Genomic DNA, 26094 nt, shown 5'->3' with positions numbered 1-26094 from the left:
CCCGTTCGACCAATTTAATTTGGCTATATCTTAACGCCAATCGCTTCCCTGACATAGCGGGTGATCGAATCCTTGGTGCGCCCGTTGCCATGGCGGTCGGGGATCTCGACAATCAGCGGCCGCCTGTGGTTCAGCTTCACGTTATAAATCATTTCGGAGCAGAGGGAGAGCAGGGTTTCGGTAATCAGAACCACAGCGATATCTTCCTGGTTCATCGCCGCCTGGAGAGCCTGTTTTACCTCGTCTTCCGTATGAACCACAACGCCTTCAATGCCCGCGAGGCGCATTCCAACCTGAGTGTCCACGTTGTCGCTGATTACATAAAAGCGCATAAACCGGCCTCCGTTTCCCCAATCATGGTCAGACTTTGTTCAGAATCAGGATGGACATCAGAAGTCCGTAGATTGCGATGCCTTCTCCGAGAGCAACAAAGATCAGCGCTTTACCGAAAGCCTTGGGATCCTCACTGGTTGCCCCGATTGCGGCGGGAGCGGAGGCCGCGACGGCAATGCCGCCGCCGATTGCGGCAAGACCGGTGGAAAGGGCCGCAGCCAGCATGGTAAATCCGAGAGAAGAGGAGGAGTCTGTCGTGGCGGCAGCAGTTTGTGTGGCTGCCTCAGTAGGCGTTGCATTGACAACAGGGACGACGGCATGTGCGACAGCCGGAGCAGCGAAGGAAATCAGGCAGACGGCAAGAAAGGCAAAAAGCTGAGCAAGCAGCGCGCTGCGCTTTTTGCGGCCCCGCTTCACTGCGCGGATGGCGAGAAATGTGGAAACGATCAGAAAGAGCACCGGCAAAGAAAGATAAACATAATTCATAAATAAATCCTCCTAAATGAAAATATGTAACTCATGCATCAGGATTCCTGACGGACAACGACCGGAAGAAAAGGCCGGCCCTCCCCATCGAAGAATCGGCTGAACATCTCATAGAATTCGAGCCTTAAAGCCTGAATGCCGACCAGCAGGCCCTCCAGAGCGATGACGAAAATATTGCCGATCAAAACGATCAGCGCGAAGCCGAGGCCGGAGGACATTTCTGCCAACATGAACACAACCATCATCATCCCGGCATGCACAAGGACAAATGCTCCGACACGGATGAAGCTCATGGTATTGGTCAAAAAACTCAACAGGAACTCAAAAACCTCGAAGAAATTCTGCATGATGTAGTCGCCCCATTTTTCCGGTTTCCAATCGGGGCGCGCCTCCGCCAGTCCGCCCAGCACTTCGCGAAAAAACATGACAATCAGAGGAAGTACGATCAGGCATAGAACGTAGGGAAGGGTGACGATCTTCCATCCAAGCAGGATCTGTCCGCCAAAGCCGAATACGATCGACGAGTAAAAAATCAACCCGGCGACTCCGTTCGGCCCGAAGAAAGCGTTGGTGTAATTCTTCCTTTTCAGCGAGGAATAGATATTGATCAGCATTGCGATCATAACCAGTGAAATGCCGACCGCCACGGAAAAAAGAATGATATAGTTGGTGGTCTCCGGCTCCAAGACGGAAATCGGCTTTTCTTCAAGGCCGAAAACGGCGTGATAAAAGGGATCCAAAAAATGTTCAAATCCGAAGAAAGAACCGAACAGAATGCCGAAAAAGGAGGAACTGACTCCGCATGGAATCAAAATTCTTCCAAGTTTCATCTTCAGCTTTTTCCACATATAGTAACCTGCGGCTATCACACAGAGCCCCTGGCCCAAGTCGGCGAACATAATTCCGAACAGTAAAAAATAGGTGATGGCCACCAGGACGGTGGGGTCAATCTCATCATAGGAAGGCAGGCCATATATTTCCACAAAATACTCAAACGGCCGGAAGAGTTTTTTGTTTTTGAGCTTGACCGGCGGCGAATGCATCAGGACTTCGGGGTTTTCCGCGTGGTCAAAAGTGCACTTGACCGTTTGAAGTTCATTCATCTGCGCCTGAATCTGGTTTTCCCGATCGGCGGGGATCCACCCCGTCAGAATGAAATTGTCGCCGTATCTCGCGGCATAACGGCGTATGTTATAGTAGACATACTCTTCCGAAAGCCAAGAATATATGTTTTGGACCGTCTGCTTTTCTTTTTCCCAAAGGTTGTCGAGCTGCCGTCCGATTTCTTCCCTTTGGGCTGCTTCGCTCTCGCGTCGGCTTGCCAGCTGACTGAGGGCGGTCTTCATTGTGCCGGTCAGTTCGTGCAGGCGGGTGCGTTCAAAATAAAGGCCTGAGAAAATCCGGTCCACTTCCGCGATCCGTTCGGTGGGGGCGCAGTACATTCCCCAGTAACGCTCTTCATCCCTGCTGCCGGGGAAGAAAACGACATAGGGGTCTTTGTCATAGCTTGCGAGTTTGTCGTAGCTTTCATGCGGCAGGGAACCAAAACGGATTTTGATGAATTTACATTCGCGCAGGTCGTCGAGGTTCAGGTCCAGGTCCTTAAAGCGGCCGACCTTTTCGAGTTCCCTGCTGTCGTCGGCGATCTTTTTGTCGATTTCATCCCGGCTTTTTAAAAGATTATTGACGGAAGCCGAAAAATTCTTGACATAAGAACGCCAGTTTTTGATGGTGGGCGCTATCTTTTCAACCGTGCGGCTATTCAGGAGATCGACATGCCTGTCGATGGATTTTAAGGTTTCATCCATCAGATGCAGAGCGTCCGTATAAGGATTTTCGTCGTTTAACGGGATAAACTCGGAAGTATCAGAGTAAAAGGCCAAAGCGTTATCCGGATGGAAAACCCCGGATTTGCCAAGTGCTGTGGTCACTTCGTCCAGTTCGGACAACCTCCCGATGACGTTGAGGATTTTTATTTTCACAACGGCCATGCTTAGGTCCCTCTCTTTCTCAACTAATTATTCACGATAATGAGCAGTTTCTTAATCTCATCCGTTGCCAGCCGATAGCGGATTCCCTCAACAATCGTGATGATATCGCTGATTTCCGCTTCACTTGTAAAGATGTAGGAAATCAGGACAACGGAAGGATGCGTAGAAAAATCAATGTAGTGGTGGCAGTTGCGGAAGTTCATGCGGCGCTGGATTTCCCCGGCGTAGCCGTGCTCGAATTTTAAGGCGCGTTTTCCGATTTCCGTGGTTTCGAGGACCGCAGTGATTCCTTCTTCGCCTTCCGCCTCGATCATTTTGTCCAACAGGTGTTCCTTGAAAGTGCCGTATGGAAACAATGCCTTTTTGATAAATTCCGGGTCTGCGTGGTAGGAGATTTTCAACCTGACAATTCTGGTGAAATTGGTGAGGTCGATAAATGACTTTAAAATGTCATTCAGTTGAGCGGCAGCTTCTCCATGCGTATACTTCTGGATGATTCGGAACATGTTCGAATACAGATAGGAATAAAGCGCGCTTTCGATCCCCGTATAATTGATCCAGCCGTTTTCATCCGGCTGAAAGGGCTCCAGAAGCCGGCGGTAGTCGGTATGACCCAAAGCGCGGAGAAGATCTTCAAAATTCTTGATTTTGCTCAGGGATTTCAGGTCGATTTTTGTATGGCGGAGAAGATAGGAAGGCATGTTGAACAGATACTCTTCCGGCATGCCCGCGTCCAGTAAAAGAATGGCGCGCAGAATCTGGTCGATCTCGTTTCTTTTGATAAAATACTGCGAAAAATGCTCGCCCACGGTGATTTCGTAATGACAAAGGGAAGCGTAGTCTTCCAAGAGCTTCTGTCTCAGTTTTGCCTCAAGCTGGCCACGGTGAATTTCCGACTCCTCGATCCCGGAAAGAACTTTTCCGTATGCCGTATTGTCTTTCAGATAGACCGCAACTTCACCGACCGACTGGCAGGCGAGCAGGTCGTTATAATTTTGTTCGGTCAGCCTTTTTCCATACATCGCGCGGGCTTTGGAGAGGACAACGTTTGAAGAAAATTCGGAAAACATCCTTTTCCATCACTCCCCTAAAACCCTTGCGACAATTTGGTCAACCCACCGGTCTCCGTTTTCGAGGTAAAGCTGGTCCAGATGATTGGCCACCTCCTCGCTCTGTTTCCTTTTCTCTTCCCATGTCGTCTCGGCGGCAGCGCGTTCTTTCGGCTCGTTCGCTGCAATTCTTCTTCGCGCTTCCTCAAGGTATTTCTGCCGGATTTCCTCGCGTCTTTTCTGTATTTCCTTTTCGGAATCCACTTTTTCCCGCTGAGCGGATTCCGTGATCTGCCGGGCTTTCCGGTCCATTTCAATGATCTGCTTCATCAGATCCTGCATATGGCAATACCTCCCATAGATCGATCGGCATGTTTCGATTTGGCGGAATACAACTTTGCATTCCGCTGTTTCGTCCAATTCATAATTATTATACCATAAATGCGGAATTATAATTGAAGATGAGAAATTATAATTGAAATTATAATTAAAAAAATGAAAAAAGCCGATCAGAATGAAAAAAAATCTATTATATATGTCCAGTATTTAAAAACAAATTCACAAAAAATTATAAAAGATTTAATTTTTTGTATTTTAAAGCAAAGTCTATGATTACCGCTGTGCCGAATTGGATATCTGCAATAATAGACCGGAAATCCTGAGTTATAATTGAATAAAAGAAAAGTCGATCAGAATGATAGAAGATTTATCAAACATGTCTAAAATTTATAAATAAATAGAAGAAAATTGTAAAAGATTAATTTTTTAAACTTTGGATCGGAGCCGGAATCCTTCCTCCCCGCCGGATCATCTTCAGCGGAGAATAGCGGTTGACCTCCATGACGGGGCCTCCGCCAAGCAGACCTCCGAAGTTCAGTTCATCGCCGGCTTTTTTGCCGATTGCGGGAATCAGCCGGACGGCGGTCGTTTTGGAATTGACCATGCCGATGGCGGCCTCATCCGCGATGATGGCCGAAATAATCTCGGCCGGGATGTCACCGGGGACGGCGATCATGTCAAGCCCTACCGAGCAGACCGCGGTCATTGCTTCCAGTTTCGTCAGGCTGAGGGAACCGCAGCGGGCAGCGTCGATCATTCCGGCGTCTTCCGTGACGGGAATAAAGGCGCCGGATAGGCCGCCGACGTGGGAAGAAGCCATGACTCCGCCCTTTTTCACGGCGTCGTTCAAAAGCGCCAGTGCCGCGGTAGTACCATGCGCGCCGCAGCTTTCCAGCCCCATTTCCTCGAGAATATGGGCGACGGAATCTCCGACCGCGGGGGTCGGCGCCAGGGACAAATCGATGATCCCGAACGGAACGCAGAGCCGACGGGAGGCTTCCTGCGCCACCAGCTGGCCCATCCGCGTCACTTTGAACGCCGTTTTCTTGATGATGTTGGCGACCTCGTCCATTTTGCAATCCCCCGCCTTTGCCAGCGCCGCGCGAACGACGCCGGGGCCGGAAACGCCGACATTGATCACACAGTCGGGCTCTCCGGGACCGTGGAACGCGCCCGCCATGAAGGGATTGTCTTCCGGCGCGTTGCAGAAAACAACCAGCTTTGCCGCGCCGATGCATTCCCGGTCGGCGGTTTTCCTGGCGGTATCGAGGACGATGCGGCCCATTTTTTCCACGGCGTCCATGTTGATCCCTGCTTTTGTGGAGCCGATATTGACGGAGGAACAGACCAGTTCCGTTTCGCTCAGCGCCTGTGGGATGCTTTCGATCACGGCATAATCGCCGGGGCCGAACCCCTTGTGAACCAGGGCGGAATATCCGCCGATAAAATTAACTCCGGTCGTTTTGGCGGCGCGGTCCAACGCCTTCGCAAAACGAACGGGGCTTTTGTCGGGACAGGCCGCTGCGATCATGGCGATCGGCGTGACGGAAATGCGCTTGTGGATGATCGGAATGCCGTATTCTGCGCTGATTGCCTCGCCGGTCCTGACAAGATCCTTGGCATAGCGGCAGATTTTGTCGTAGATCTTGTCGCATGCGCGGCCGATGTCCGGGTCAGTGCAGTCAAGCAGAGAAATTCCCATCGTGATAGTCCGCACGTCAAGGTTTTCATTGTCGATCATCCGTATGGTTTCTAAAATATCGCGGGAATTTATCATGTATGAATTCTCCAGCCTTCCTCTGAAATCCGTTTAGATGCGGTGCATGGAATTGAAAATGTCCTCATGCATTACATGGACGGAAAGATTCAAGTCTTTTCCGGCGCGGGTCAGCCGTTCCGAGAGTTCCGGGAAAGGGACCCGGCATTTTGAAATATCGACAAGCATAATCATGGCAAAAAGGTCCTGGAGAATCGACTGGGTCACTTCCACCACGTTTACTTCATTTTCCGCGCAGACAGAAGAAATACGCGCGAGAATTCCGACCATGTCCTTGCCGATAACAGTGATGACAGCTCGCATTTTGGCACCTCCGGGCGAAACGCAATATCAATAAATTTATTATGTGCGGAAAAAGCCTCCTTGTCAAGTCTCTGTCAAGCCGGGGCCTTGGATTCGTGAATGACATTATGTCAAAAAAAAGGAAAAAACTGCGCTTTGAACATGGGAATGATTCATCTATGATTTTATGCTGAGATGTGATAGTATTTCAATATGAAACTTTTAAAACCTTGCTTTAAATGTAAAATAAAAAATAAGATAAAAACAGCGGATAGGAGAGTGCAATGAATATTCAATATCTTTCGGACTGCCACATTCATACGGACTGTTCCCCGGACGGCGCCGATTCCGCGATGATGATGTGCGAAAGCGCCGCACGGCTGGGATTTTATGCCGTTGCTATCACGGATCACTGTGAATGCAATTCCTATCGCAAGGACGGATATGACAAATCCATCCGTCAGTCATGCTATGAGTCGAGAAAAGCCGCCGCGGCGTTTCAGGGAAGGCTCCACGTGCTCTCCGGCATCGAACTGGGCCAGCCGATGCAGGACCCGGAAGCTGCTGAAGACGTTCTGAACTGTTTCAGCTATGATTTTATTCTTGCTTCTCTGCACAATATAAAAGAGAAAGAGGATTTTTTTGAACTGGATTATTCCACGGAAAAGATGGACGTCATTTTGGGCAGATATTTTGATGAGATCATGGAAATGATCGAATGGGGAAAATTTGATTCCCTCGCCCATTTAACCTACCCCTGGCGCTATATCGTCGGGAAATCTGGCCTTTCTATTCCAACTTCCCGGTATCTTTACAAAATCGAAGAGGTTCTGAAAAGCCTGGTTAGAAAAAAGATCGCCCTTGAGGTAAACACATCCGGTTTCCGCCAGAAGCTGGGAGTCTCCATGCCGGACTATCCTGTCATTCGGCGCTATCGGGAACTGGGCGGCAGCCTGATTACCATCGGGTCCGACGCCCATCGCTGGGCGGATGTCGGAGGGGGCGTAGAACAGGGCCTGGAGCTTCTCCGCAAAGCGGGATTTCAGCACTATGCAGTCTATTCCGGCCGAAAACCACAGTTTCTGCCGGTTGAATAATTCATAACGTTAAGGAGTGTATGAAAATGGATCGTCTTCTGGCTCTTTTAAATGAAAATGCAAGACTGTCGAACAGGCAGCTTGCCGTAATGCTTGGAAAAACGGAACATGAAATCGAGGATGCCATTGCGGCCTATGAAAAAGCGGGGGTGATCCGGGGATATAAAGCGCTGATCAACTGGGAAAAGATTGACAAAAATAAGGCGATCGCCCTGATTGAGCTGCGGGTTTCGCCCAAGAGAGAGCGCGGCTTTGATGAAATCGCGGGCAAGATCATGCAGTTCGAGGAGGTGGAGAGCGTCTACCTGATGTCCGGGGGTTATGACCTTGCGGTCAAGGTCCACGGGAAAAGCATGCAGGATATCGCAATGTTTGTCATGCGCCGCCTCTCTACGCTGGATTCCGTGCTTTCCACCGCGACGCATTTCATCCTGACCCGTTACAAGGACGGCAATGTGATCCTCAATACGGAGGATGAGAAGGATGAAAGAAGGAGTGTGCTCTGTGATTGACTATCAGCGCATGCTCAACAGCAACGTACAGAAAATGAAGCCCTCCGGGATCCGGCGCTTTTTCGACATCGCGAATGAAATGGACAACGTGATTTCCCTGTCGATCGGCGAACCGGACTTTACAACCCCGTGGCATGTGCGGGAGGAGGGAATCCATTCCCTGGAGGACGGCAAAACGTGGTACTCGCCAAACCGCGGTTTTTTCGAGCTTCGGCAGGAAATCTGCCTTTTTTTAAAGCGCCATTATCATTTGGACTACGACCCGAAAACGGATCTTGTCGTTACGGTCGGCGGCAGCGAGGCGATCGACCTGACGATCCGCAGTCTGGTGGAGCCGGGGGAAGAAGTCCTGATCCCGGAGCCGAGTTTTGTCTGTTACAAACCGCTGACTCTCGCGGCGAGGGGCGTGCCGGTTCCGGTTGTGACCCGGCAGGAGGACCTGTTCCGGCTGACGGCGGAAGAACTGGAAAAGAAAATAACGCCGAAGACGAAGCTGCTGATTCTTCCATATCCCAATAATCCGACCGGGGCCGTGATGCGGCGGAAGAACCTGGAAGCGGTGGCCCGGGTGGTTTTGGAACATAATCTGCTGGTGCTTTCGGACGAGATCTATGGGGAGCTTACTTACGGCGATTACCGCCATGTATCCTTTTCGGAAATCGACGGGATGAAGGAACGCACCATCCTGGTCAACGGTTTTTCCAAGGCGTTTGCCATGACCGGATGGCGCCTCGGCTACGCCGCGGGTCCGAAGGAAATTATCGGGCAGATGACAAAGCTGCATCAGTTCGGGATCATGAGCGCCCCGACGACGGCGCAGTACGCCGCCATCGAGGCGCTGAAAAACGGAGACGGGGATATCAATTCCATGCGGGATCAGTACGATCTGCGCAGACGGCTGATTGTCGACGGCTTTAACGCGATGGGCCTGACCTGTTTCGAGCCGGAGGGGGCGTTTTATGTTTTTCCATGCATCAAAAGCACGGGGATGAACTCGGAAGAATTCTGCGAAAAGCTGCTTTACGCTGAAAAAGTGGCCGTGGTGCCCGGCAGCGCATTCGGGGACTGCGGCGAAGGATATGTCCGTGTTTCCTATTCCTACTCCATCCGGCATATTACGGAGGCGCTTTCAAGGATCGAACACTTTATCCGGACGCTGTCTGGAGGCTCCAATGCCTGATCTCGTCGAGAACGCCTATGCGAAGATCAATCTGACGCTGGACGTCACGGGGAAGCGCCCGGACGGCTATCACACAATCCGCTCCGTCTTCCAAAGCATCACGCTATGTGACCGGCTCACTCTTCTGAGCGGGCCGGAGGGTGAGATCCGTGTCGCCAGCGACCGCCCAAGGCTGTCCTGCGGACGGGACAACACGGTGCACCGCGCGGCGGAGGCTTTTTTCAGGGCGGCCGGGATCCAAAATCCCGGTGTTTTCCTTCTGCTGGAAAAACGGATTCCCTGGCAGGCTGGCCTTGGCGGAGGAAGCGCGGATGCGGCCTCGGCCCTTCGGCTTTTAAACAGACGCTTTTCTTTTCCCCTGAGCGGAGCGGAACTGTCTGAGGTTGGACTGAACATAGGCGCCGACGTGCCGTTTTGTCTGACAAACGGGACAATGCTGGCCGAGGGAATCGGCGAACGGCTGACGCGCCTGCCGCCGCTTTCCGCCTGTCATATCCTTCTTTGCAAACCTGCCGCCGGGATCGGGACGAAGGAAGCGTATCGGGCCCTGGACCGGGACGGAACGTTTGGCGACCGCTTTACGGAGCCGATGCTGGGAGCGCTCCGCGGAGGGGATTTAACCGAAATCGCGAAATACGCGGGCAATGTGTTTGAACCTCTGGCCTTGTTGCCGGAAATTCCGCAAATTAAAACGCGAATGCTGAAGTCCGGGGCGGCGGCCGCCTGCATGACGGGGACAGGCTCCGCCGTATTCGGGCTGTTTGAGCGGATTGGACAGGCTCAGACCTGTGCCAAGGACCTTTCTGGAATTTACCCGGAGGTTTTTCTGTGTGAGCCTTATTCTTCTTGTTAGGCTTTTACACGGCTTGTCCGGGATGTGTGTAATGACGGGCCCGCGCTCTGTGCCGGATAACGGGAAGCTTTTTCAATCCGGAGAAAATTAAATAGCCGGTCAGACAACCCGCGGCGCTTAAAATGGCTTCTCCCGTACTGACGCTGCGGGAAGCGCTTTGTGTCAGAATGTTCGCAAGCAGCTGGACAGCCTCCAGACCGGTGCCGCACAGCAGGGCGATCAGGATCATTTTCCAAAACCGGACCCGAAAGCTGGCCATCGGAACCAAAAAGCCGATTGGCATCAAAACCAGGAAATCAGAAAGAAGGGATGTCCACAAACCGCTGACGCCGAATGAGGAGAAAAGAAAGGGATTCCACTCCATGGCGCCGAAGGCCGCGGCGATGGAAGGCCCGTCCGGATTCCAGGATTTCGGGACGGTCAGGCACTGGCAGGACTGCAAAAGCGCGGCGGTGTACAAAAACAATACGGCAATGCAGAGATTCTGGGGAAACTCCTTTTTTCGGAAGAACAGGGGCAGGCAGATCAAATAAAGGATCATCCCCCACAGCAAAGCACCGGTCAGGTTCAGCGATCCTTGAAAAAGGAGGTCCTTGAGCCGGACCAGCAGATTGAGAAACGATTCCTGCATAATAACACTCCTTACTTTTTTTATCCTCATTATAGCGAATAAAAGTTATGGAAAAAAGAATAAAATGGAAAATTTTGGTCAAAGCTCCTGATGAAAATCAAAAAGGAGCTGTTTTATGAAAACATTTGGAAAAGCATTGTGCTTGGCTTTTGTTTTTGCCGTTTTGCTGAACTTTACCGGGTTTACAGCGGGCTGTGAGGAAATCCCGTCGCAGGTGCTCCGGCTGCACGTCCTTGCCAACTCCGATTCCCAGCAGGATCAGAGCCTGAAGCTGAAAGTCCGAGACAGAATCCTTGAGGAAAGCCGTGGGATGCTGGACAATGTGAAGGACAGGGAAGAGGCGGAAAAAGCGGTCCGCCAAAGGCTGGATCAGCTGCAGGAGGCCGCGCAGGATGAAGTGAAACGGCAGGGCTATGGGTATCCGGTGACGGTCCGGCTTGCCAAAACATACTTTACCACCCGGACATATGGCGACGTGACTTTGCCCGCCGGAGAATACGACGCCCTGGAAGTGACCATCGGTTCCGGAGAAGGGCACAACTGGTGGTGCGTCATTTTTCCGCAGCTCTGTCTTCCGGCCGCTCAGGATAAAAAACAGCTTGAGGATGTTTTGAACCCGAACGAATTGAAAATCGTCCGGGACGGAGGAGGCTATCAGGTAAAATTCAAGACGGTCGAATATTACGAACAGCTGAAACAGTGGCTGGGCCAGCGGTAAGGCGCAGATTCGGCAGACTTTTTTCATGCGGCATTTTATGCTATACTTTCTTTCAAAGGATGTGGGGCATAAAATGCTGCGTTTACTTTTGGGCCGCGCCGGAAGCGGCAAGACGATGGCCGTGCGGAACGCGCTCAAAGATTTGGCCGGCTCCGGCGACGACAAGCTGATGCTGATCGTCCCGGAGCAGGCGTCGTTCGAGAACGAGCGCGCCATGCTCCGGCTGCTTGGGCCGGTGCTGGCCCGCCGCGTGAGCGTCGTGAGCTTTTCCCGGCTGGCGGAAGAGGTGCTGCGGCATTACGGCGGCTTTGCCGGAAGGCGGCTGGACGACGGAGGCCGCAGCATTTTCATGAGTCTGGCGCTCGAGCAGGTGAAGGACCGCCTCGACATTTACCGCCGGAACGCGGAAAGCACGGAGCTGATCGGCCTCCTTCTCGATACTTGCGCGGAATTCAAGATGTGTGCCGTCGCGCCGGAGGATCTTTTCAAAGCGGCGGAAAAAATGCCGGACGGGACGCTGCGAAGAAAAGTTTCCGAGCTGTCGCTGATCCTTTCGGCTTACGATGCGCTGGTGGCACAGAGCTACATAGATCCGCTCGACGACCTGACACGGTTAAAGGAAAAGCTGGAACAGAACGACTTCTTTTCGGGCTATACCGTGATGGTGGATTCTTTTCAGAGCTTTACCGTTCAGGAATATGACGTGCTTTCCCTGATTCTCAGACAGGCAAAGGAAGTCCGCGCCGCGCTGTGCGCGGACCGGCTCGATGACCCGGAGTGCGGCGCGGGGCTGTTTTCCCTGGTTCGCAGGACGGCAAAAATCCTGATTCGTCTTGCAAAACAAAATGGGGTCCCGGTTGCGGCTCCGATTATATTGGAAAGCGGAACCCGCTTTCAGAGCGAGGATCTGAAAGCTCTGGAGGAGGGAATTTATCGGCCCTCTCATAGAAAGCCATTTTCCGGAGCCTGTAAAGCGATTTCCATTTACGAGGCGAAAAACAGCTATGACGAGTCGGCGTTTGTGGCCGCGACGATTCGCCGTCTGATGATCGACGGGGGATACCGCTACCGGGACTTTGCGGTGGTTGCCCGCAGTCAGGAATCCTACCGTGGGATTCTCGACGCGGCGCTGGAAAACTGGGAAATACCGTATTTTATGGACAGGCCGGAGGAAATCGACGCGGAACCGCTGATGCGCTTGGTCCTTTCGGCGTTCCGCATCACCCAGAACGGCTTCCGCTCCGACGATGTGTTCCTTTATCTGAAAACGGGACTGTGCGGGCTGACGCCGGAGCAAATCTCCCTGCTGGAAAATTATACGTTCCTATGGAATCTGTCGGGAAAAAAATGGCGGGAGGAATGGAAGGACAGCCCGGAGGGCTTTGCCGAAGAAACAAAACCCGGCGGCGCTGCGCAGCTGAAAGAGCTCAATGAACTCAGGATCGCGGTAGTTGCCCCTTTGGAGCGATTCGCGGGCAGAACGGCGGACGCGGACGGGGAAGAAATGGCGGGGGCCGTGTATCGATTGCTGGAAGAACTGCACGCGGCGGAACATCTGAAACAGTTCGCCAAACAGCTTTCCGACGACGGAAATCCTGCGCTGGCGGAACGGGAACTGCGCGTCTGGGATCTGCTGATGGGGATTCTGGACCAGACTGCCCTTGTTCTCGGAAAAAACAAAGTGACAGGGATGCGATACGCCGAGCTGCTTCGGATGGTGGTGCTCTCCAGCCGGATCGCGAGCATCCCGCAGGGGCTGGACGAGGTAACCGTCGGCGCGGCGGACCGCTCCCGGCCCGCGGATCCCAAGGTGGTATTCCTTGTGGGATGCGCGCAGGGCCAGTTTCCGATGGTCTCCGGCTCCGGCGGGCTGATCAGCGACAGGGAGCGCCATGAGCTGATCGGACTGGGGCTGGAACTGAACGACACGGGGGAGGGAGCGGCGGTACAGGAACGTTTTCTGGCCTATTCCGCCATGTGTACGGCTTCCCAACGGCTTTTTCTGTGCTATCCGGTCTCCGATGAGGATGGAAAAGCAAATTCCCCCTCTTCCATCCTTACGGAAACCCGCGCCGTTCTTCCGGGAGTGCAGATATGGAATGAACTTCTGCTGGAACAGACCTATTTTGCCACGGCGCTAAAACCGGTCATGGAACTGTCCGCTCAGAAATGGCACGGCGGCGACCCCTTTTCCGAAACGCTGAAAGAGCTTCTGCGCCGCCGGGGAAAGGACAGAGAACTCGCTTCTCTTGCCGGAGCGGCGGAAAAGCGGCCCTTTGCGTTTCACGATCCGCGTAAAGCGACAAGCCTTTTCAGCAGGGAAATGCAGGTTTCCGCCACCCAGATTGAGATCTATCATCTCTGCCGGTTCCAGTATTTCTGCCGCTACGGGCTCGGCGCCCGGGAACGCAAAACCGCCGAACTCAACGCGCTCGAGTACGGCAGCCTGATGCATTATCTGCTGCAGCGGCTGTTTCAGGAGATCGGAAGCGCTCAAATTAACGGCGTCACGGACCGTGAGCTCCGCGGCGTCATTCTGAAATTTCTCGAAGATTATGTGGAGGCGAGATTCGGCGGGCTGAAAAACCGGACGCCGCGCTTTGCCTACCTGATTTCCCGGCTGGCGGACTCCGCACAGATCGTTGCCAGGCGCATCGCCGAAGAGCTTGCGCAGAGCGGATTTGAACCGGTGGATTTTGAACTGTCCATCGGCGGCGAGATTCCTCCGCTGACCATTCCGCTGCCGGACGGCGGCAAGGTGGAGATCGACGGAAAAATCGACCGGGTGGACGTGATGGCCCGAAACGGGGTCCGGTATCTTCGCGTGGTGGACTATAAAACGGGACAGAAAGAATTCCGCCTCTCCGACGTGATTTACGGCATGAATCTGCAGATGCTGATTTATCTGGCGGCACTTTGTGAAAACGGGAAGAGACGCTACGGCGAGGTGCTTCCGGCCGGGGTGCTGTACATGCCTGCCAACCGCCCGTCTGCTGCTGCAAAGCGGGAGGATGACGGAAAGAAGCTGGAAAAGGATTTCGGAAGGAAACTTCGCATGGACGGTCTGATCTTAAACGATGCGGAGGTAGTCGCCGCGATGGAGCCGGATGGAAAAGGGACTTATCTCCCGGTCACGCTGAAAGGAGGCGTTCCTTCGGGCGAGGGGCATCTGATTACGGAACGGGAACTGGAACAGGCCTTCCATTATATTCGTAGGCTCGTTGCGGATATGGCGGAAGAATTGAAGCGGGGAAAAATCGCCGCCGTGCCGTTGTCCGGAGATTACGACGCGTGCGCATGGTGTCCCTATGGAGCAGTTTGCGGCCACGAGCGCGACGACCTGGAGCGTGAAATGCAGAAATGGGACCGTGACGCCGTGATCGGGGAATTTTCGAAAGGAGGGGAGACGGAATGAGCAGGAACTGGACTCAGAGCCAGAAGAATGCGATCCATGCCCGCGGCGGGGCCCTCCTCGTTTCGGCCGCGGCCGGCTCCGGCAAAACGGCGGTTCTGGTGCAGCGCGTCATCGAGCGTATCACCGACCCGGTCAGCCCGGTCGACGCGGACCGGATGCTGGTCGTCACGTTCACGAAAGCCGCGGCGGCGGAAATGAACGGGCGCATCGCGGCTGAGATCGCGTCCATGCTGGAAAACGACCCGGGCAACGTCCGGCTGCAGCGTCAGCAGATTCTGCTTTCCAGGGCGAAGATCGGGACGATCGATTCCTTTTGCAGCGACTTGGTGCGCGAAAATTTCTTCAAGCTCGGAATCGCTCCGGATTTCCGCATCCTGGACAACGGGGAAATGGCCGTCCTGCGCTCTCAGACGGTTTCCGATACTCTGGACGAGTTTTACGCGGAAGCGGATCCCTCCTTTTTTAACTTTGTCGAAGAATTTTCTTCGGGCCGGGACGACGGCCGCATTGCCGAAACCGTGAACCGCCTGTACGATTTTGTCCGTTCCCATCCGTTCCCCGGACGATGGCTTTCCCAAAAGTCGGCTCTGTATGACAGCGCCGTCCCCGCGGAACAGACCGTCTGGGGCCGGACGATCCTTTCTTTCGCGGAGGAGGCGGTGGAGTACGGCGTTTCGGTCACTCAAAGTTCCCTTGCGCGAATCAGCGGAGACGAAGAGCTTCTCACCGCTTATTCCGACGCCTTTCGGTCTGACCTTGCCGATCTGACGTCACTTGGGGAGGCGGTCGCATCCGGAGACTGGGAACTCTGCGCGCGCCGCTGTGCGGACTTTTCATTTCCAAAATTCCGGCCGGTCCGGGGGCGTTCGGAAGACCCGCTGAAGAACTCTGTCGCGGATGCCAGAAAAGAGATCAAAGCCATGGCTGGCCGCCTTTCCTCCTTTTTTTCCTGTTCCCGGGAGGAATGGGCGGAAGAGATGTCACGGCTCGCCCCGTGCGTCCGGATGCTGTTCCGGGTGACCGAGCGCTTCGGCGCACTCCTGGCCCAGAGGAAGACGGAGCGCCGCGCCGCGGATTTCAGCGATCTGGAGCACTGGGCGCTGAAGCTGCTGGTCCGCGACGCGGGGAACGGGTTTGAGCGGACCCCGGACGCGCTGGAACTTTCCGAACGGTATGAAGAGATCATGGTGGACGAATATCAGGATACCAACGAGGCTCAGGACATGATTTTCCGCGCCATTTCCCGCGGCGAAACCAATCTGTTCCTCGTCGGGGACGTCAAACAGAGCATCTACCGGTTCCGCCAGGCCATGCCGCAGATTTTTCTTCGCCGCCGCGCCGTCCTGCCGGATTACGATCCCGTTCATCCCGCGTTTCCGTCCTGCGTGGTGCTGGACCGCAACTTCCGCAGCCGGAGCGGCGTGACCGGGGCGGTGAACTTCGTCTTCCGGCAGCTGATGAGCAAAAAGGCGGGCGAGCTGGATTACACGAAATCGGAGGAGCTGGTCCCCGGCGCGGATTATCCCCCGGAGGCGGAGCCCTCGGTTGATTTGGAAATCATCGACCTTTCCGGAACGGAATTCAAGAAGGATTCCGATCTGATCCGGACGGAATGCCTGCGCATCGCGGACCTCATTTATTCCATGACGTCCGGTTCGGATTCGGTGACGGATCACGGCAGGCAAAGGCCGGCGGTCTACCGCGATTTCTGTATTTTGCTGCGGAGCGCCAACCAGTACGCGCCAGAATACGCAAAAGAGCTTTCTGCGCTCGGAATTCCGGCCTGGGCCGACACGGCAGGGGGCTTTTTCGCCGCGGGTGAAATCCGCACCGCTTTGTCGCTGCTTCAGGCGATCGACAACCCGATGCAGGATATTCCTCTTCTTGCCGTGATGATGAGTCCGATTTACGGATTTACCCCGGACGAGGTGTCGGAAATCAGGCTGCATACCCGCGCGGGCCGGCTGTATCCCGCCGTCGCGGCGGCAGCCCGGGACGGGGACGGGAAGGCCGCCGGGTTCCTCGGCGAGATCAAACGGTTCCGGACGCTGGCGGCCACCATGCCGTCCGACCGGCTGATTCGGTCCGCTTACGCCAGAACCGGCCTTTCCAATCTGGTTCAGGCCATGCCGAACGGGGAACTGCGCCTGGCAAATCTGCGGCTTCTGCTCTCCTACGCCCGCAAATACGAGTCCTCGGGCTACAACGGACTGTCCGGTTTTCTTCGCTTTCTCGAGCGGATGCAGAGGAGACGCGCCGATCTGTCCGCGGCGTCCACCATCAGCGAATCGGCCAACGTGGTGCGGGTGATGAGTGTGCATCATTCCAAGGGCCTCGAATTCCCAATCTGCATTTTGGCGGGATGTTCGCGCGGTTTTCACAAGGAACGCTCGGACGTGCTGCTGCACCCGGAGCTCGGCCCGGGCATCCGGCTCAGGGACCCCGCCACCGGCGCGCGACGTTCCACCATGGTGCGGGAGGCCGTCGCGCTGGAACAGGAGCGGGACGAGATGAGCGAGGAGCTGCGCGTCCTCTATGTTGCGATGACGCGTGCAAAGGAGAAGCTGATTCTGGTGACGACGCTTGACGACGCCCGGAAGACGCTTCGATCTCTTGCTTCCCGGCTGACGGGCGGGGAACGGATTCCACCCTATGTTGTGCGCGGAGCTTCCAGCATTTCCGACTGGCTGCTTCTTTGCGCCCTGAGGCATCCGGAGGCCGGAATTCTTCGGGATATGGCGGGCGTTTCCGGGACAATTGCGGTTCCGGACGAGGGACACTGGTCCTTTTTCGTTACCCGGCCCAAGGAGGGCGGACCGGCGGAGGAAACGGAATTGGAGATACGGCGCCCGGCGGAACCGGACGCGGTGCTTCTTGCAAGGCTGGAGTCCGATTTGAACTTCGCCTATTCTTATTCCGGAATCAGCGGGATGTGTGCGAAGGTCGCCGCCTCCGAACTGGCTGCCGGGAAGTTTTCCGCCCGGTATGCCGCGTCTTCCCGCCCCGCGTTTCTCGGGGAGGGAGGGCTGACTCCGGCGGAGCGCGGCACGGCGCTGCACGCCTATCTTCAGTTCGCGGATTACCGCGGAGCGTCCGCAGACCCCGAACGGGAACTTTCCCGGCTGGTGGAAGAGGGTTTCCTGACTTCCTGGCAGGCGCAGGCGGTCGACCTCGGAGCTGTCGGCGCGTTTTTCCGGAGCGGGCTGGCAAAACGGATTCTCGCTTCCAGCCGGATGGAACGGGAGTTCCGATTTTCCGTTGAGATCCCGGCGGGCGAAATACGTCCGGGGCTGACGGGCGGACCGGCGGAGGAAGCCGTGATCCTGCAGGGAGCGGTGGACTGCGTTTTCGAGGAACCGGACGGCCTTGTCATCGTCGATTACAAAACAGACCGGACGCGGGACCCGTCGGAACTCTGGATGCGCTACAGGGAGCAGCTGGAATGGTATCGCCGCGCTCTGGAAATTTGCACGGAAAAGGAAGTGAAGCAGTGTCTGCTCTATTCCTTTGCGCTGGGCGCTGAAATTACGGGAAATAATTCTTGACAAAAACGTAAAATCTGGTTATAATAATTCACTGTAAAACAAAGCGGAGTACGGTTTAAAAAACAGTATTTCCACCTGTGGGGTTTTGTCCGTCACGGGTCAATACATTCGGATGCCCCTCTGGGGGCTAAGTGGGTATTGATGCGCGGGCGGATGGTTGGCCCGCGTTTTTTATTCTGAGATTGACGTGTTATGGAGGTGCTTAGCTATTAGCAACAAGGAACTTCAGATTAACGAACAGATCCGCGACAGGCAGGTGCGGTTAATCGGCTCGGATGGCAGCCAGCTCGGCCTGATGTCGTCCGCCCAGGCTTTGCAGAAAGCCATGGAAATGAATCTGGATCTGGTGAAAATCGCTCCCCAGGCGACTCCGCCGGTCTGCAAAATCATCGATTACGGCAAGTTCAGGTTTGAACAGGCCAAACGCGACAAGGAAGCCAGAAAGAATCAGCATACCGTTGAGATCAAGGAAATCCGCCTTTCGCTGAATATTGATGTGCACGATTTCAATACGAAGCTCGGCCATGCGGAAAAGTTTTTGAAAAGCGGTGACAAGGTCAAGGCTTCCATCCGGTTTCGCGGACGCGAGATGGGTCACCCGGAGCAGGGCTATGAAACCATGAAACGCTTTGCGGAGGCCCTGAGCGAAATTGCCAATGTTGAAAAACCGCCTAAGCTGGAGGGACGCAACATGTTGATGTTCCTTGCATCCAAACCCGTTAAGTAAAGTTTCGATAAGGAGGGGCAGTTATGCCTAAAATCAAAACACATACCGGTGCGAAAAAGCGCTTTAAACTTTCAAAAAACGGCAAGGTGATCCGTGCCCATGCCTATAAATCTCATATCTTGAATAAAAAGACCACCAAACGCAAGCGCGGCCTGCGCAAAACGACCCTGGCCGACAAGACGAACGTGGCAACGATTAAAAAGCTGATTCCTTATAAGTAAATACTGCTCGTAAAACGGAAATCTACCATTTATTGGAGGTATTATAGAATGGCACGTGTGAAAGGCGCGTTGATGACGCGCAAAAGAAGAAAAAAGACATTAAAACTTGCAAAAGGTTATTTTGGCGCCAAGAGCCGTCACTTTAAAATGGCCAAACAGGCCGTCATGAAATCAGGCAACTACGCGTTTGTCGGACGCAAGGCCAGAAAAAGAGATTTCCGCCGCCTGTGGATCACCCGGATTTCGGCCGCCTGCCGCGCGAACGGCGTGAGTTATTCCATGTTCATGAACGGACTGAAAAAGGCCGGAATCACGCTGAACCGTAAAATGCTTGCGGAGATTGCCGTTGCCGATGAAGCCGCTTTTAAAAGCCTGATCGAAAAAGCAAAATCCGCGGTATAAATACCGAAAGCTGCGCCCGGCTGGTTCCGGGCGCTCATTTTATCCGTTGGGGGTTTTGACCGTATGCCCGAGATCATTTTAAGCCGCAGAAATGAAATTATTCAAAATGCCGTCCGGCTGTCCGGCTCCGCGGAGTGCCGCAGGGAGCGCGGACTGTATTTCCTGGAGGGGGCGCGGCTTTGCGCGGACGCGGCGTTCAGCGGCGTAACGATCCGAATGCTGCTGTATACGGAATCCGCAGGGGGAAAATACGGAAAATACCTCGCTCCGCTTTTCAAAAACGCGCGGGAATCCTATCTGGTCGGCCCACAGGCGGCGCAGGCCCTGTCACGCACCAAGACGCCCCAGGGGATTTTCTGCATCTGCGAGATGCCGCGCAAAATCCTGAAAGGCTCCGAGCTGCCGGCGTCCGGCTCCTATCTTGCCCTGGAAAACCTTCAGGACCCCGCCAACATGGGAACGATTTTACGCACGGCGGAAGCGTTGGGAGTCGGAGGGGTCCTGCTGGGAGGCGACTGCTGCGATCTTTATTCCCCCAAGGTCCTCCGCGCGTCCATGGGGGCGGTGTTCCGCCTGCCGATTTATAGGGAAGAGAGTCTGCCGGAGCTGTTTCCGGATCTGAACCGGCGCGGGTTCACCACAGCCGCGGCTGTCCCCGACCGCGACGCTTTGCCGGCGACGGAAACGGATCTTTCAGCGCCGTGCGTGCTGGCGGTCGGAAACGAAGGAAACGGGCTGACGCGGGAAACAAGGGAAGCTTGTTCCAGAGAGATCACCATCCCGATGACGGGAAGAGCGGAATCGCTGAACGCATCCGCGGCGGCGGCGATTCTGATCTGGGAAATGATGAGAAACAGGGCGGGGGGCGCCGCGACATGAGCGATTATGACCCAAAGGCTTTCTGGCTCTGGCTGCAGCATGCGCTCGGAGCCGGAAGCTCCAAGCAAAACCGCATCCTTGAAGGATGGAGAAATCTGGAGGATTTTTATGCGGCTGGCCGGGAAGCCTGGCTGCTGGAGGGATATTTTACCGCGAAAGAGCTCCGCGGTATGGAAACCTATTCCATTTCCGATGCACAGGCTCTTTTGGCTTACTGCGAAAAGATCGGTCAAAAGGTGACGGCTCCCGATTGCGACGATTACCCCGGCCCATTGCGTCAGATCCACAATCCGCCGTGCGCACTTTATTACAAGGGAATCCTTCCCGATTTTTCAAGCGAGCCCGCCATATCGATTGTCGGGACCAGAAAAGCGACGCAGACCGGCAAGGCCGCCGCGCGCAGCTTTGCGTATGAACTGGCTCAGAACGGAGTGGTCGTTGTCAGCGGCGGCGCGCTTGGAATCGACACCGCGGCCCATCAGGGCGCTCTCCAGGCGGAAGGGAAAACCGTCTGCGTCCTAGGTTGCGGAATCGACACGGACTATCTGATGGCAAACGCATCCCTGCGCGGCGTCATAGCGGAAAAAGGGGCGCTGATTTCTGAATTTCCTCCCCAGACACAGGCGTCCGGCTCCAATTTTCCGATCCGGAACCGGATCATTTCCGGATTGTCGTTCGGGACCCTTGTGGTGGAGGCCGCCGCGAAGAGCGGTTCCCTGATCACGGCGGATTACGCGCTGGAACAGGGGCGCGATGTTTTTGCGGTCCCGTGCGGTATTTTCAGTCCCGTCTCGGCCGGCGCAAACAATCTGATCAAGTCCGGAGCAAAGCCGGTCAGCGGAGCAAAAGAGATCCTTGAGGAATACCCTGAATGGAGAAAAAGTAAATTTTTCCTTGACGATACAAAAACAAATGTTATTATAGAAGAGAATAGCGTGAAAAGCGATTCTTCTTTGGAAAATAAAAAGCGGGCTGTGCCCTGTGAGGATAAATTTTCGCCGGATGCGCAAATACTATTGTCCGGTTTGACCGACAGGCCGTGCCCGATTGCCGAACTGGCCGAAGTCACCCGGCTTCCGGCTGCGAGGCTGCTTTCCGCCGTGACTGAATTGGAACTGGAAGGCGCGGTCGAATCCCATTCGGGCCGCCGCTACAGTCTGCGGCGCTGACGCTCTTCTTGCCGCTTGCCCGGTATGGAGCGGAAAATGTGAATCAATGCGAGGTGGTTTTATGTCCAAGCTGGTGATTGTGGAATCTCCGGCGAAAGCGAAGACGATTAAAAAATATCTCGGGACCGGTTTCGATGTCGTGGCGTCCATGGGCCATGTGCGCGATCTGCCGGAAAACCGTTTAAGCGTGGATATCAAAAATAAGTTCAAGCCGAAATACGAAATTATCAAGGGAAAGGAGAAGCTGGTACAGGAACTGAAAGACCTGGCGGGCAAAAGCGATTCCATCCTTCTCGCGACCGACCCGGACCGGGAGGGCGAGGCGATCTCATGGCATCTGGCCTATATCCTCGGCTTGGATATGAACCAGAAAAACCGCGTCACTTTCAATGAAATAACAAAAACCGGCGTTTCAAACGGGATGCAGAATCCCCGGAACATCGACCTTGACCTGGTCAACGCGCAGCAGGCGCGCCGCATTCTGGACCGGCTGGTCGGTTACAAGCTCAGCCCGTTTCTGTCACAGAAAATCAGGCGGGGGCTGTCCGCGGGGCGGGTGCAGTCCGTCGCGGTGCGCATTATTGTGGACCGGGAAAACGAGATCCGCGGCTTCGTTCCGGAAGAATACTGGACGATCGACGCGAAACTGATTCCAAAAGGATCCCGCAAGGTTTTTGCCGCAACTTTTTACGGCGATGAGAACGGCAAAATGAAGATCTCCAGCGAAGAGGAGTCCAATCGGATTCTGGAAGAGTTGAAGGGCGCCGATTTCAGCGTTGTCAAGGTCAAAAAGGGAACGAGGCGCAAATCCCCGGCGCCTCCGTTTATCACTTCGACCCTTCAGCAGGAAGCGTCGCGCCGGCTCGGATTTCAGGCCAGGCGGACGATGAAGGCTGCACAGGAGCTGTACGAAGGCGTGGAGGTCCCGGGACTTGGGGCCGTCGGCCTGATCACCTATATGAGAACGGATTCGCTGCGCATTTCGGAGGACGCGATCAAGGAGGCGGGCGATTATATCCGGGAGCGGTGGGGGAACAAATATCTTCCGGATTCTCCCCGCCATTACAAGTCGAGGGCAAATGCTCAGGACGGCCACGAAGCGATCCGGCCCAGCATGCCGTCTCTTCCCCCGGAAAAGGTGAAGGAAAGCCTTTCGTCCGACCAGTATAAGCTTTATAAACTCATTTGGGAACGGTTTTTGGCCAGCCAGATGTCGAATTGCCTGCAAAGCACCACGCAGGCCGATATTCAGGCAAAGAACTACATTTTCAAAGCCTCCGGATTCACGGTCACCTTCGACGGATTTACCGTGCTTTACGAAGAAGCCAAGGACGAAAAGGAAGAAGAAGGTACGGCCCTGCCCGAACTGGAAGCCGGCATGCCGCTGAAGCTGAAGGAGATCGCGGGCAGCCAGCACTTCACGCAGCCGCCCCCGCGCTATACGGAGGCCTCTCTCATCAAGGCGCTGGAAGAAAACGGCATCGGGCGCCCGTCCACTTACGCCGCGACGATTTCCACCATTACGGGAAGAGAGTACGTGGTCCGCGACGGAAAGGCTTTGAAGCCGACGGAACTGGGAGAGACTGTCACCAACCTGATGAAGGAACGGTTCCCGAAAATCGTCAACGTCAAATTTACCGCGCAGGTAGAAGATGATCTCGACGCGGTTCAGAGCGGGAAAACGGACTGGGTCGAAACGCTGGAGGTTTTTTACGGAGATTTTGACAAAACGCTGAAAACCGCCAAAGAAGAGATGCAGGGGGTCAAGATCCAGCTTAAGGAGGATGTGACCGACGTCATCTGTGAAAAGTGCGGGCGCCATATGGTGATTAAAAACGGCCGTTACGGAAAGTTCCTGGCCTGTCCCGGATATCCGGAGTGCAAAAATGTGAAAAAATACGTGCAGGAAACCGGTGCCGAATGCCCGAAATGCGGCGGAAAGGTCATTGTTAAAAAAACCAAAAAAGGGCGCGTCTTTTACGGCTGCTCCAATTACCCGAACTGCGATTTTGTCTCCTGGGACGAACCTTCCATGGAAAAGTGTCCGAAATGCGGCAAAACGCTTCTGAAGAAAAAGGGAAAGCATCCGAAGCTGTACTGCGTCACGCCGGACTGCGGATATGAAAAAACGGAGGAAGAATGAGCATCCGGGTGATCGGAGCCGGCTTTGCCGGCTGCGAAGCGGCTTGGCGGATCGCAGAGGCCGGGATTCCGGTCGAACTGTATGAGATGAAGCCGCTCCGATTTTCTCCGGCGCACCGGAACGGGAATTTCGCGGAGCTTGTCTGTTCCAATTCCCTGAAAGCGGAGCGGCGGGAGAGCGCCGCCGGGCTGTTAAAGGAGGAGATGAGAAGGCTTGGATCGGTGCTGCTGCCTTGCGCGGACGCCTGCCGCGTGCCTGCCGGGGGCGCGCTCGCAGTTGACCGTGACGCATTCGCAAAAGCGGTCACGGAAAAAATCGCTTCTCATCCGATGATCCATGTGGTCCGGGAAGAATTGACGGAGCTCCCACCGGACGGCATTGCTGTGGTCGCGACGGGGCCGTTGACTTCCGACGCGCTGGCGGAGAAAATTTCCGCTCTCTGCGGCGGAAGCCTCAGCTTTTTCGATGCGGCGGCCCCGATCGTAACGGCGGACAGCCTGAATCGGGAACGGATTTTCGCCGCGTCCCGATATGGCAAGGGGGAAGAGGACGACTACCTGAACTGCCCGATGGACCGCGGGGAGTACGAAGCCTTTTACGCGGAGCTGATTTCCGCCGAGCGCGCCCCGGTCCGCGAGTTCGATATCGCCGACCCGAAGGTGTACGAGGGCTGCATGCCGGTCGAAATTCTGGCCCGGCGCGGACCCGATACCCTGCGGTTCGGGCCAATGAAGCCGGTCGGCCTGCGCGATCCGGCGACAGGGCACCGGCCATGGGCGGTGCTTCAACTGCGGAAGGAAAATGAATCGGGCACGATGTATAATTTAGTCGGCTTCCAGACCAACCTGAAGTTTCCGGAGCAAAAACGCGTGTTTGGTATGATACCCGGGTTGGAGCGTGCCGAATATGCGAGATACGGCGTGATGCACAGGAACACATTTTTAAATTCGCCGAAAGTCCTTACCTCCGGCTTTGCTTTCCGGGAAAATCCCAACCTGTTTTTTGCGGGACAGATGACAGGCGTGGAGGGCTACATGGAATCCGCCGCGTCCGGAATCATGGCCGGGATCAATGCCGTTAGGCGCCGGTCCGGCGGGGAACCTCTGATCCTGCCGGAGACGACCATGATCGGCGCGCTCAGCCGTTATGTCGAATCCGGCGGGGCCGGGGCGTTTCAGCCGATGGGCGCGAATTTTGGCGTGATCCCGCCGCTGCCGGAAAAAATCAGGGACAAGCGGGAACGCTGTGCCGCTCTGGCGGCGCGCGCGCTGAACGATCTGGACCGGGTTTTGGCGGAAGAAAAAGAGACGTTCAATTGAATCGAGGTGCTGGATATGAAAATCATCGTCGATGCGTTCGGCGGAGACAACGCTCCGCTTGAAATTATCAAAGGATGCGCGGATGCCGTGAAAGGGTTGGACGTCGACATCGTTCTGACCGGTCGGGAGCAGGAAATCCGCACGGTCGCGAAGGAAAGCGGCGTGTCCCTGGAGCGGATGGAAATCTGCGACGCCCCGGAAATCATTACGATGGAGGATTCCGCCGGCGATATCGTGAAAGCAAAATCGGATTCCTCCATGGCCCTCGGCCTGCGCCTTCTCGCACAGGGAAAGGGGGACGCCTTTGTCTCCGGCGGGAACAGCGGAGCGCTGGTGGTCGGGGCGACGCTGATCGTCAAGCGGATCAAGGGGGTCCGGCGCATCGCCTTCGCGCCTGTCATGCCGAAAAACAAAGGCTGCTTTATGCTGATCGACAGCGGCGCCAATGTGGACTGCAAACCGGAAATGCTGCAGCAGTTCGGCATCATGGGTTCCATTTATATGGAGAAGGTCATGGGGATCAAAAATCCCCGCGTGGCGCTCGCGAACATCGGAACGGAGGACCATAAGGGCGGAGAGCTCCAGCACGGCGCGTTCTCCCTGCTGAAAAACTGCGGACTCAATTTTGTCGGCAATGTTGAAGCCCGCGATATTCCCAACGACGCCGGAGACGTGATTGTGGCGGACGGCTTTACCGGCAACGTCATTCTGAAGATGTTCGAGGGAGTGGCGATGATGCTGATGGGAAAATTGAAAAACATTTTCACGCACAGCGTTAAAAACAAGCTGGCGGCTGCCGTTTTGCTCAGCGATGTGAAGGCGCTGAAAAAGAATTTCGACTATAACGAATACGGCGGAGCTCCGCTGATGGGTTGCTCCAGGCCGGTCTTCAAGACGCACGGCAGCGCGAAAGCGAAAACGGTTTATAACGCTCTGCGATTGACGAAGGCGTATGTGGAAGGCAATGTCGTGGACGAAATTGCCTCCAGTGTCGCGAAATACGGCTCGTCGGAAAAGAAAGACTGA

23 protein-coding genes are annotated in these 26094 nt (G+C 55.0%); 15 read left to right on the top strand and 8 right to left on the bottom strand.

Annotated elements, in window-relative coordinates:
- Positions 1-23 precede the first annotated feature (23 nt).
- The 7 genes from VA597_RS09450 to VA597_RS09420 all read right to left on the bottom strand — a co-directional run bounded on the left by VA597_RS09450 (position 24) and on the right by VA597_RS09420 (position 6278).
- Positions 24-332 (bottom strand): V-type ATP synthase subunit F, encoded by a 309-nt coding sequence (locus tag VA597_RS09450; protein WP_128742526.1) that lies wholly within the window; start codon positions 330-332, stop codon positions 24-26.
- Positions 333-360: 28 nt separating this feature from the next.
- Positions 361-819: an ATP synthase subunit C gene (locus VA597_RS09445; protein ID WP_128742525.1), complete on the bottom strand. Its 459-nt coding sequence runs from the start codon at positions 817-819 to the stop codon at positions 361-363.
- A 38-nt stretch (positions 820-857) separates the two neighbouring features.
- The gene (locus VA597_RS09440; protein WP_128742524.1) at positions 858-2810 is read right to left on the bottom strand and encodes a V-type ATP synthase subunit I; all 1953 of its coding nucleotides are present in this window, start codon (positions 2808-2810) and stop codon (positions 858-860) included.
- Positions 2811-2833: 23 nt separating this feature from the next.
- Positions 2834-3880, bottom strand: coding sequence for a V-type ATPase subunit (locus VA597_RS09435; protein WP_128742523.1), 1047 nt, complete (start codon positions 3878-3880; stop codon positions 2834-2836).
- A 9-nt stretch (positions 3881-3889) separates the two neighbouring features.
- The gene (locus VA597_RS09430; protein WP_128742522.1) at positions 3890-4201 is read right to left on the bottom strand and encodes a hypothetical protein; all 312 of its coding nucleotides are present in this window, start codon (positions 4199-4201) and stop codon (positions 3890-3892) included.
- 415 nt (positions 4202-4616) lie between these two features.
- Positions 4617-5975, bottom strand: a complete 1359-nt coding sequence (locus VA597_RS09425; protein ID WP_128742521.1) for a PFL family protein — start codon at positions 5973-5975, stop codon at positions 4617-4619.
- A 33-nt stretch (positions 5976-6008) separates the two neighbouring features.
- Positions 6009-6278, bottom strand: a complete 270-nt coding sequence (locus VA597_RS09420; RefSeq protein WP_128742520.1) for an ACT domain-containing protein — start codon at positions 6276-6278, stop codon at positions 6009-6011.
- 263 nt (positions 6279-6541) lie between these two features.
- Between VA597_RS09420 and VA597_RS09415 the strand changes: the two genes are divergently transcribed.
- Genes VA597_RS09415 through ispE form a run of 4 tightly spaced genes read left to right on the top strand, consistent with a single transcriptional unit; the run spans position 6542 to position 9899 of the window.
- Positions 6542-7354, top strand: a complete 813-nt coding sequence (locus tag VA597_RS09415; protein WP_128742519.1) for a histidinol-phosphatase HisJ family protein — start codon at positions 6542-6544, stop codon at positions 7352-7354.
- Between the two features lie 26 nt (positions 7355-7380).
- Positions 7381-7866: an Lrp/AsnC family transcriptional regulator gene (locus tag VA597_RS09410; protein ID WP_128742518.1), complete on the top strand. Its 486-nt coding sequence runs from the start codon at positions 7381-7383 to the stop codon at positions 7864-7866.
- Positions 7838-9046 (top strand): aminotransferase class I/II-fold pyridoxal phosphate-dependent enzyme, encoded by a 1209-nt coding sequence (locus tag VA597_RS09405; RefSeq protein ID WP_128742517.1) that lies wholly within the window; start codon positions 7838-7840, stop codon positions 9044-9046. Before VA597_RS09410 ends, VA597_RS09405 begins: the two co-directional genes overlap by 29 nt.
- Positions 9039-9899, top strand: a complete 861-nt coding sequence (gene ispE / locus VA597_RS09400) for a 4-(cytidine 5'-diphospho)-2-C-methyl-D-erythritol kinase (protein ID WP_164919013.1) — start codon at positions 9039-9041, stop codon at positions 9897-9899. Before VA597_RS09405 ends, ispE begins: the two co-directional genes overlap by 8 nt.
- 4 nt (positions 9900-9903) lie before the next feature.
- On the opposite strand, the gene VA597_RS09395 is transcribed toward ispE, so the two are convergent.
- Positions 9904-10530, bottom strand: a complete 627-nt coding sequence (locus VA597_RS09395; RefSeq protein WP_164919012.1) for a VanZ family protein — start codon at positions 10528-10530, stop codon at positions 9904-9906.
- Between the two features lie 115 nt (positions 10531-10645).
- On the opposite strand from VA597_RS09395, the gene spoIIR reads away from it, so the two are divergent.
- The 11 genes from spoIIR (at position 10646) to plsX (ending at position 26094) form a co-directional block, all read left to right on the top strand.
- Positions 10646-11248: a stage II sporulation protein R gene (gene spoIIR, locus VA597_RS09390; RefSeq protein WP_128742514.1), complete on the top strand. Its 603-nt coding sequence runs from the start codon at positions 10646-10648 to the stop codon at positions 11246-11248.
- 73 nt (positions 11249-11321) lie between these two features.
- Entirely contained in the window at positions 11322-14663 is a 3342-nt protein-coding gene (locus VA597_RS09385; protein WP_164919011.1) for a PD-(D/E)XK nuclease family protein, read from the top strand.
- Entirely contained in the window at positions 14660-18208 is a 3549-nt protein-coding gene (gene addA / locus VA597_RS09380; protein WP_128742512.1) for a helicase-exonuclease AddAB subunit AddA, read from the top strand. The genes VA597_RS09385 and addA overlap by 4 nt, the downstream gene beginning before the upstream one ends.
- 187 nt (positions 18209-18395) lie before the next feature.
- Entirely contained in the window at positions 18396-18935 is a 540-nt protein-coding gene (gene infC, locus VA597_RS09375; RefSeq protein ID WP_243112473.1) for a translation initiation factor IF-3, read from the top strand.
- Between the two features lie 23 nt (positions 18936-18958).
- Positions 18959-19156, top strand: a complete 198-nt coding sequence (gene rpmI, locus VA597_RS09370) for a 50S ribosomal protein L35 (protein ID WP_128742510.1) — start codon at positions 18959-18961, stop codon at positions 19154-19156.
- 48 nt (positions 19157-19204) lie between these two features.
- Positions 19205-19558, top strand: a complete 354-nt coding sequence (rplT, locus tag VA597_RS09365) for a 50S ribosomal protein L20 (protein WP_128742509.1) — start codon at positions 19205-19207, stop codon at positions 19556-19558.
- Between the two features lie 63 nt (positions 19559-19621).
- Positions 19622-20437 (top strand): TrmH family RNA methyltransferase, encoded by an 816-nt coding sequence (locus VA597_RS09360; RefSeq protein WP_128742508.1) that lies wholly within the window; start codon positions 19622-19624, stop codon positions 20435-20437.
- Positions 20434-21606, top strand: a complete 1173-nt coding sequence (dprA, locus tag VA597_RS09355; RefSeq protein WP_128742507.1) for a DNA-processing protein DprA — start codon at positions 20434-20436, stop codon at positions 21604-21606. The genes VA597_RS09360 and dprA overlap by 4 nt, the downstream gene beginning before the upstream one ends.
- A gap of 61 nt (positions 21607-21667) precedes the next feature.
- Positions 21668-23749 carry a type I DNA topoisomerase gene (gene topA, locus VA597_RS09350; RefSeq protein WP_128742506.1) on the top strand — a complete coding sequence of 694 codons (2082 nt, stop codon included), beginning with the start codon at positions 21668-21670 and terminating at the stop codon, positions 23747-23749.
- Positions 23746-25068, top strand: coding sequence for a methylenetetrahydrofolate--tRNA-(uracil(54)-C(5))-methyltransferase (FADH(2)-oxidizing) TrmFO (gene trmFO, locus VA597_RS09345; RefSeq protein ID WP_128742505.1), 1323 nt, complete (start codon positions 23746-23748; stop codon positions 25066-25068). The genes topA and trmFO overlap by 4 nt, the downstream gene beginning before the upstream one ends.
- 15 nt (positions 25069-25083) lie before the next feature.
- Positions 25084-26094, top strand: a complete 1011-nt coding sequence (gene plsX, locus VA597_RS09340; protein ID WP_128742504.1) for a phosphate acyltransferase PlsX — start codon at positions 25084-25086, stop codon at positions 26092-26094.

Source organism: Caproicibacter sp. BJN0012 (genome assembly GCF_035986805.1).
Lineage (GTDB): Bacteria > Bacillota > Clostridia > Oscillospirales > Acutalibacteraceae > Caproicibacter.
This window is presented reverse-complemented; position numbering and strand designations above follow the sequence as displayed.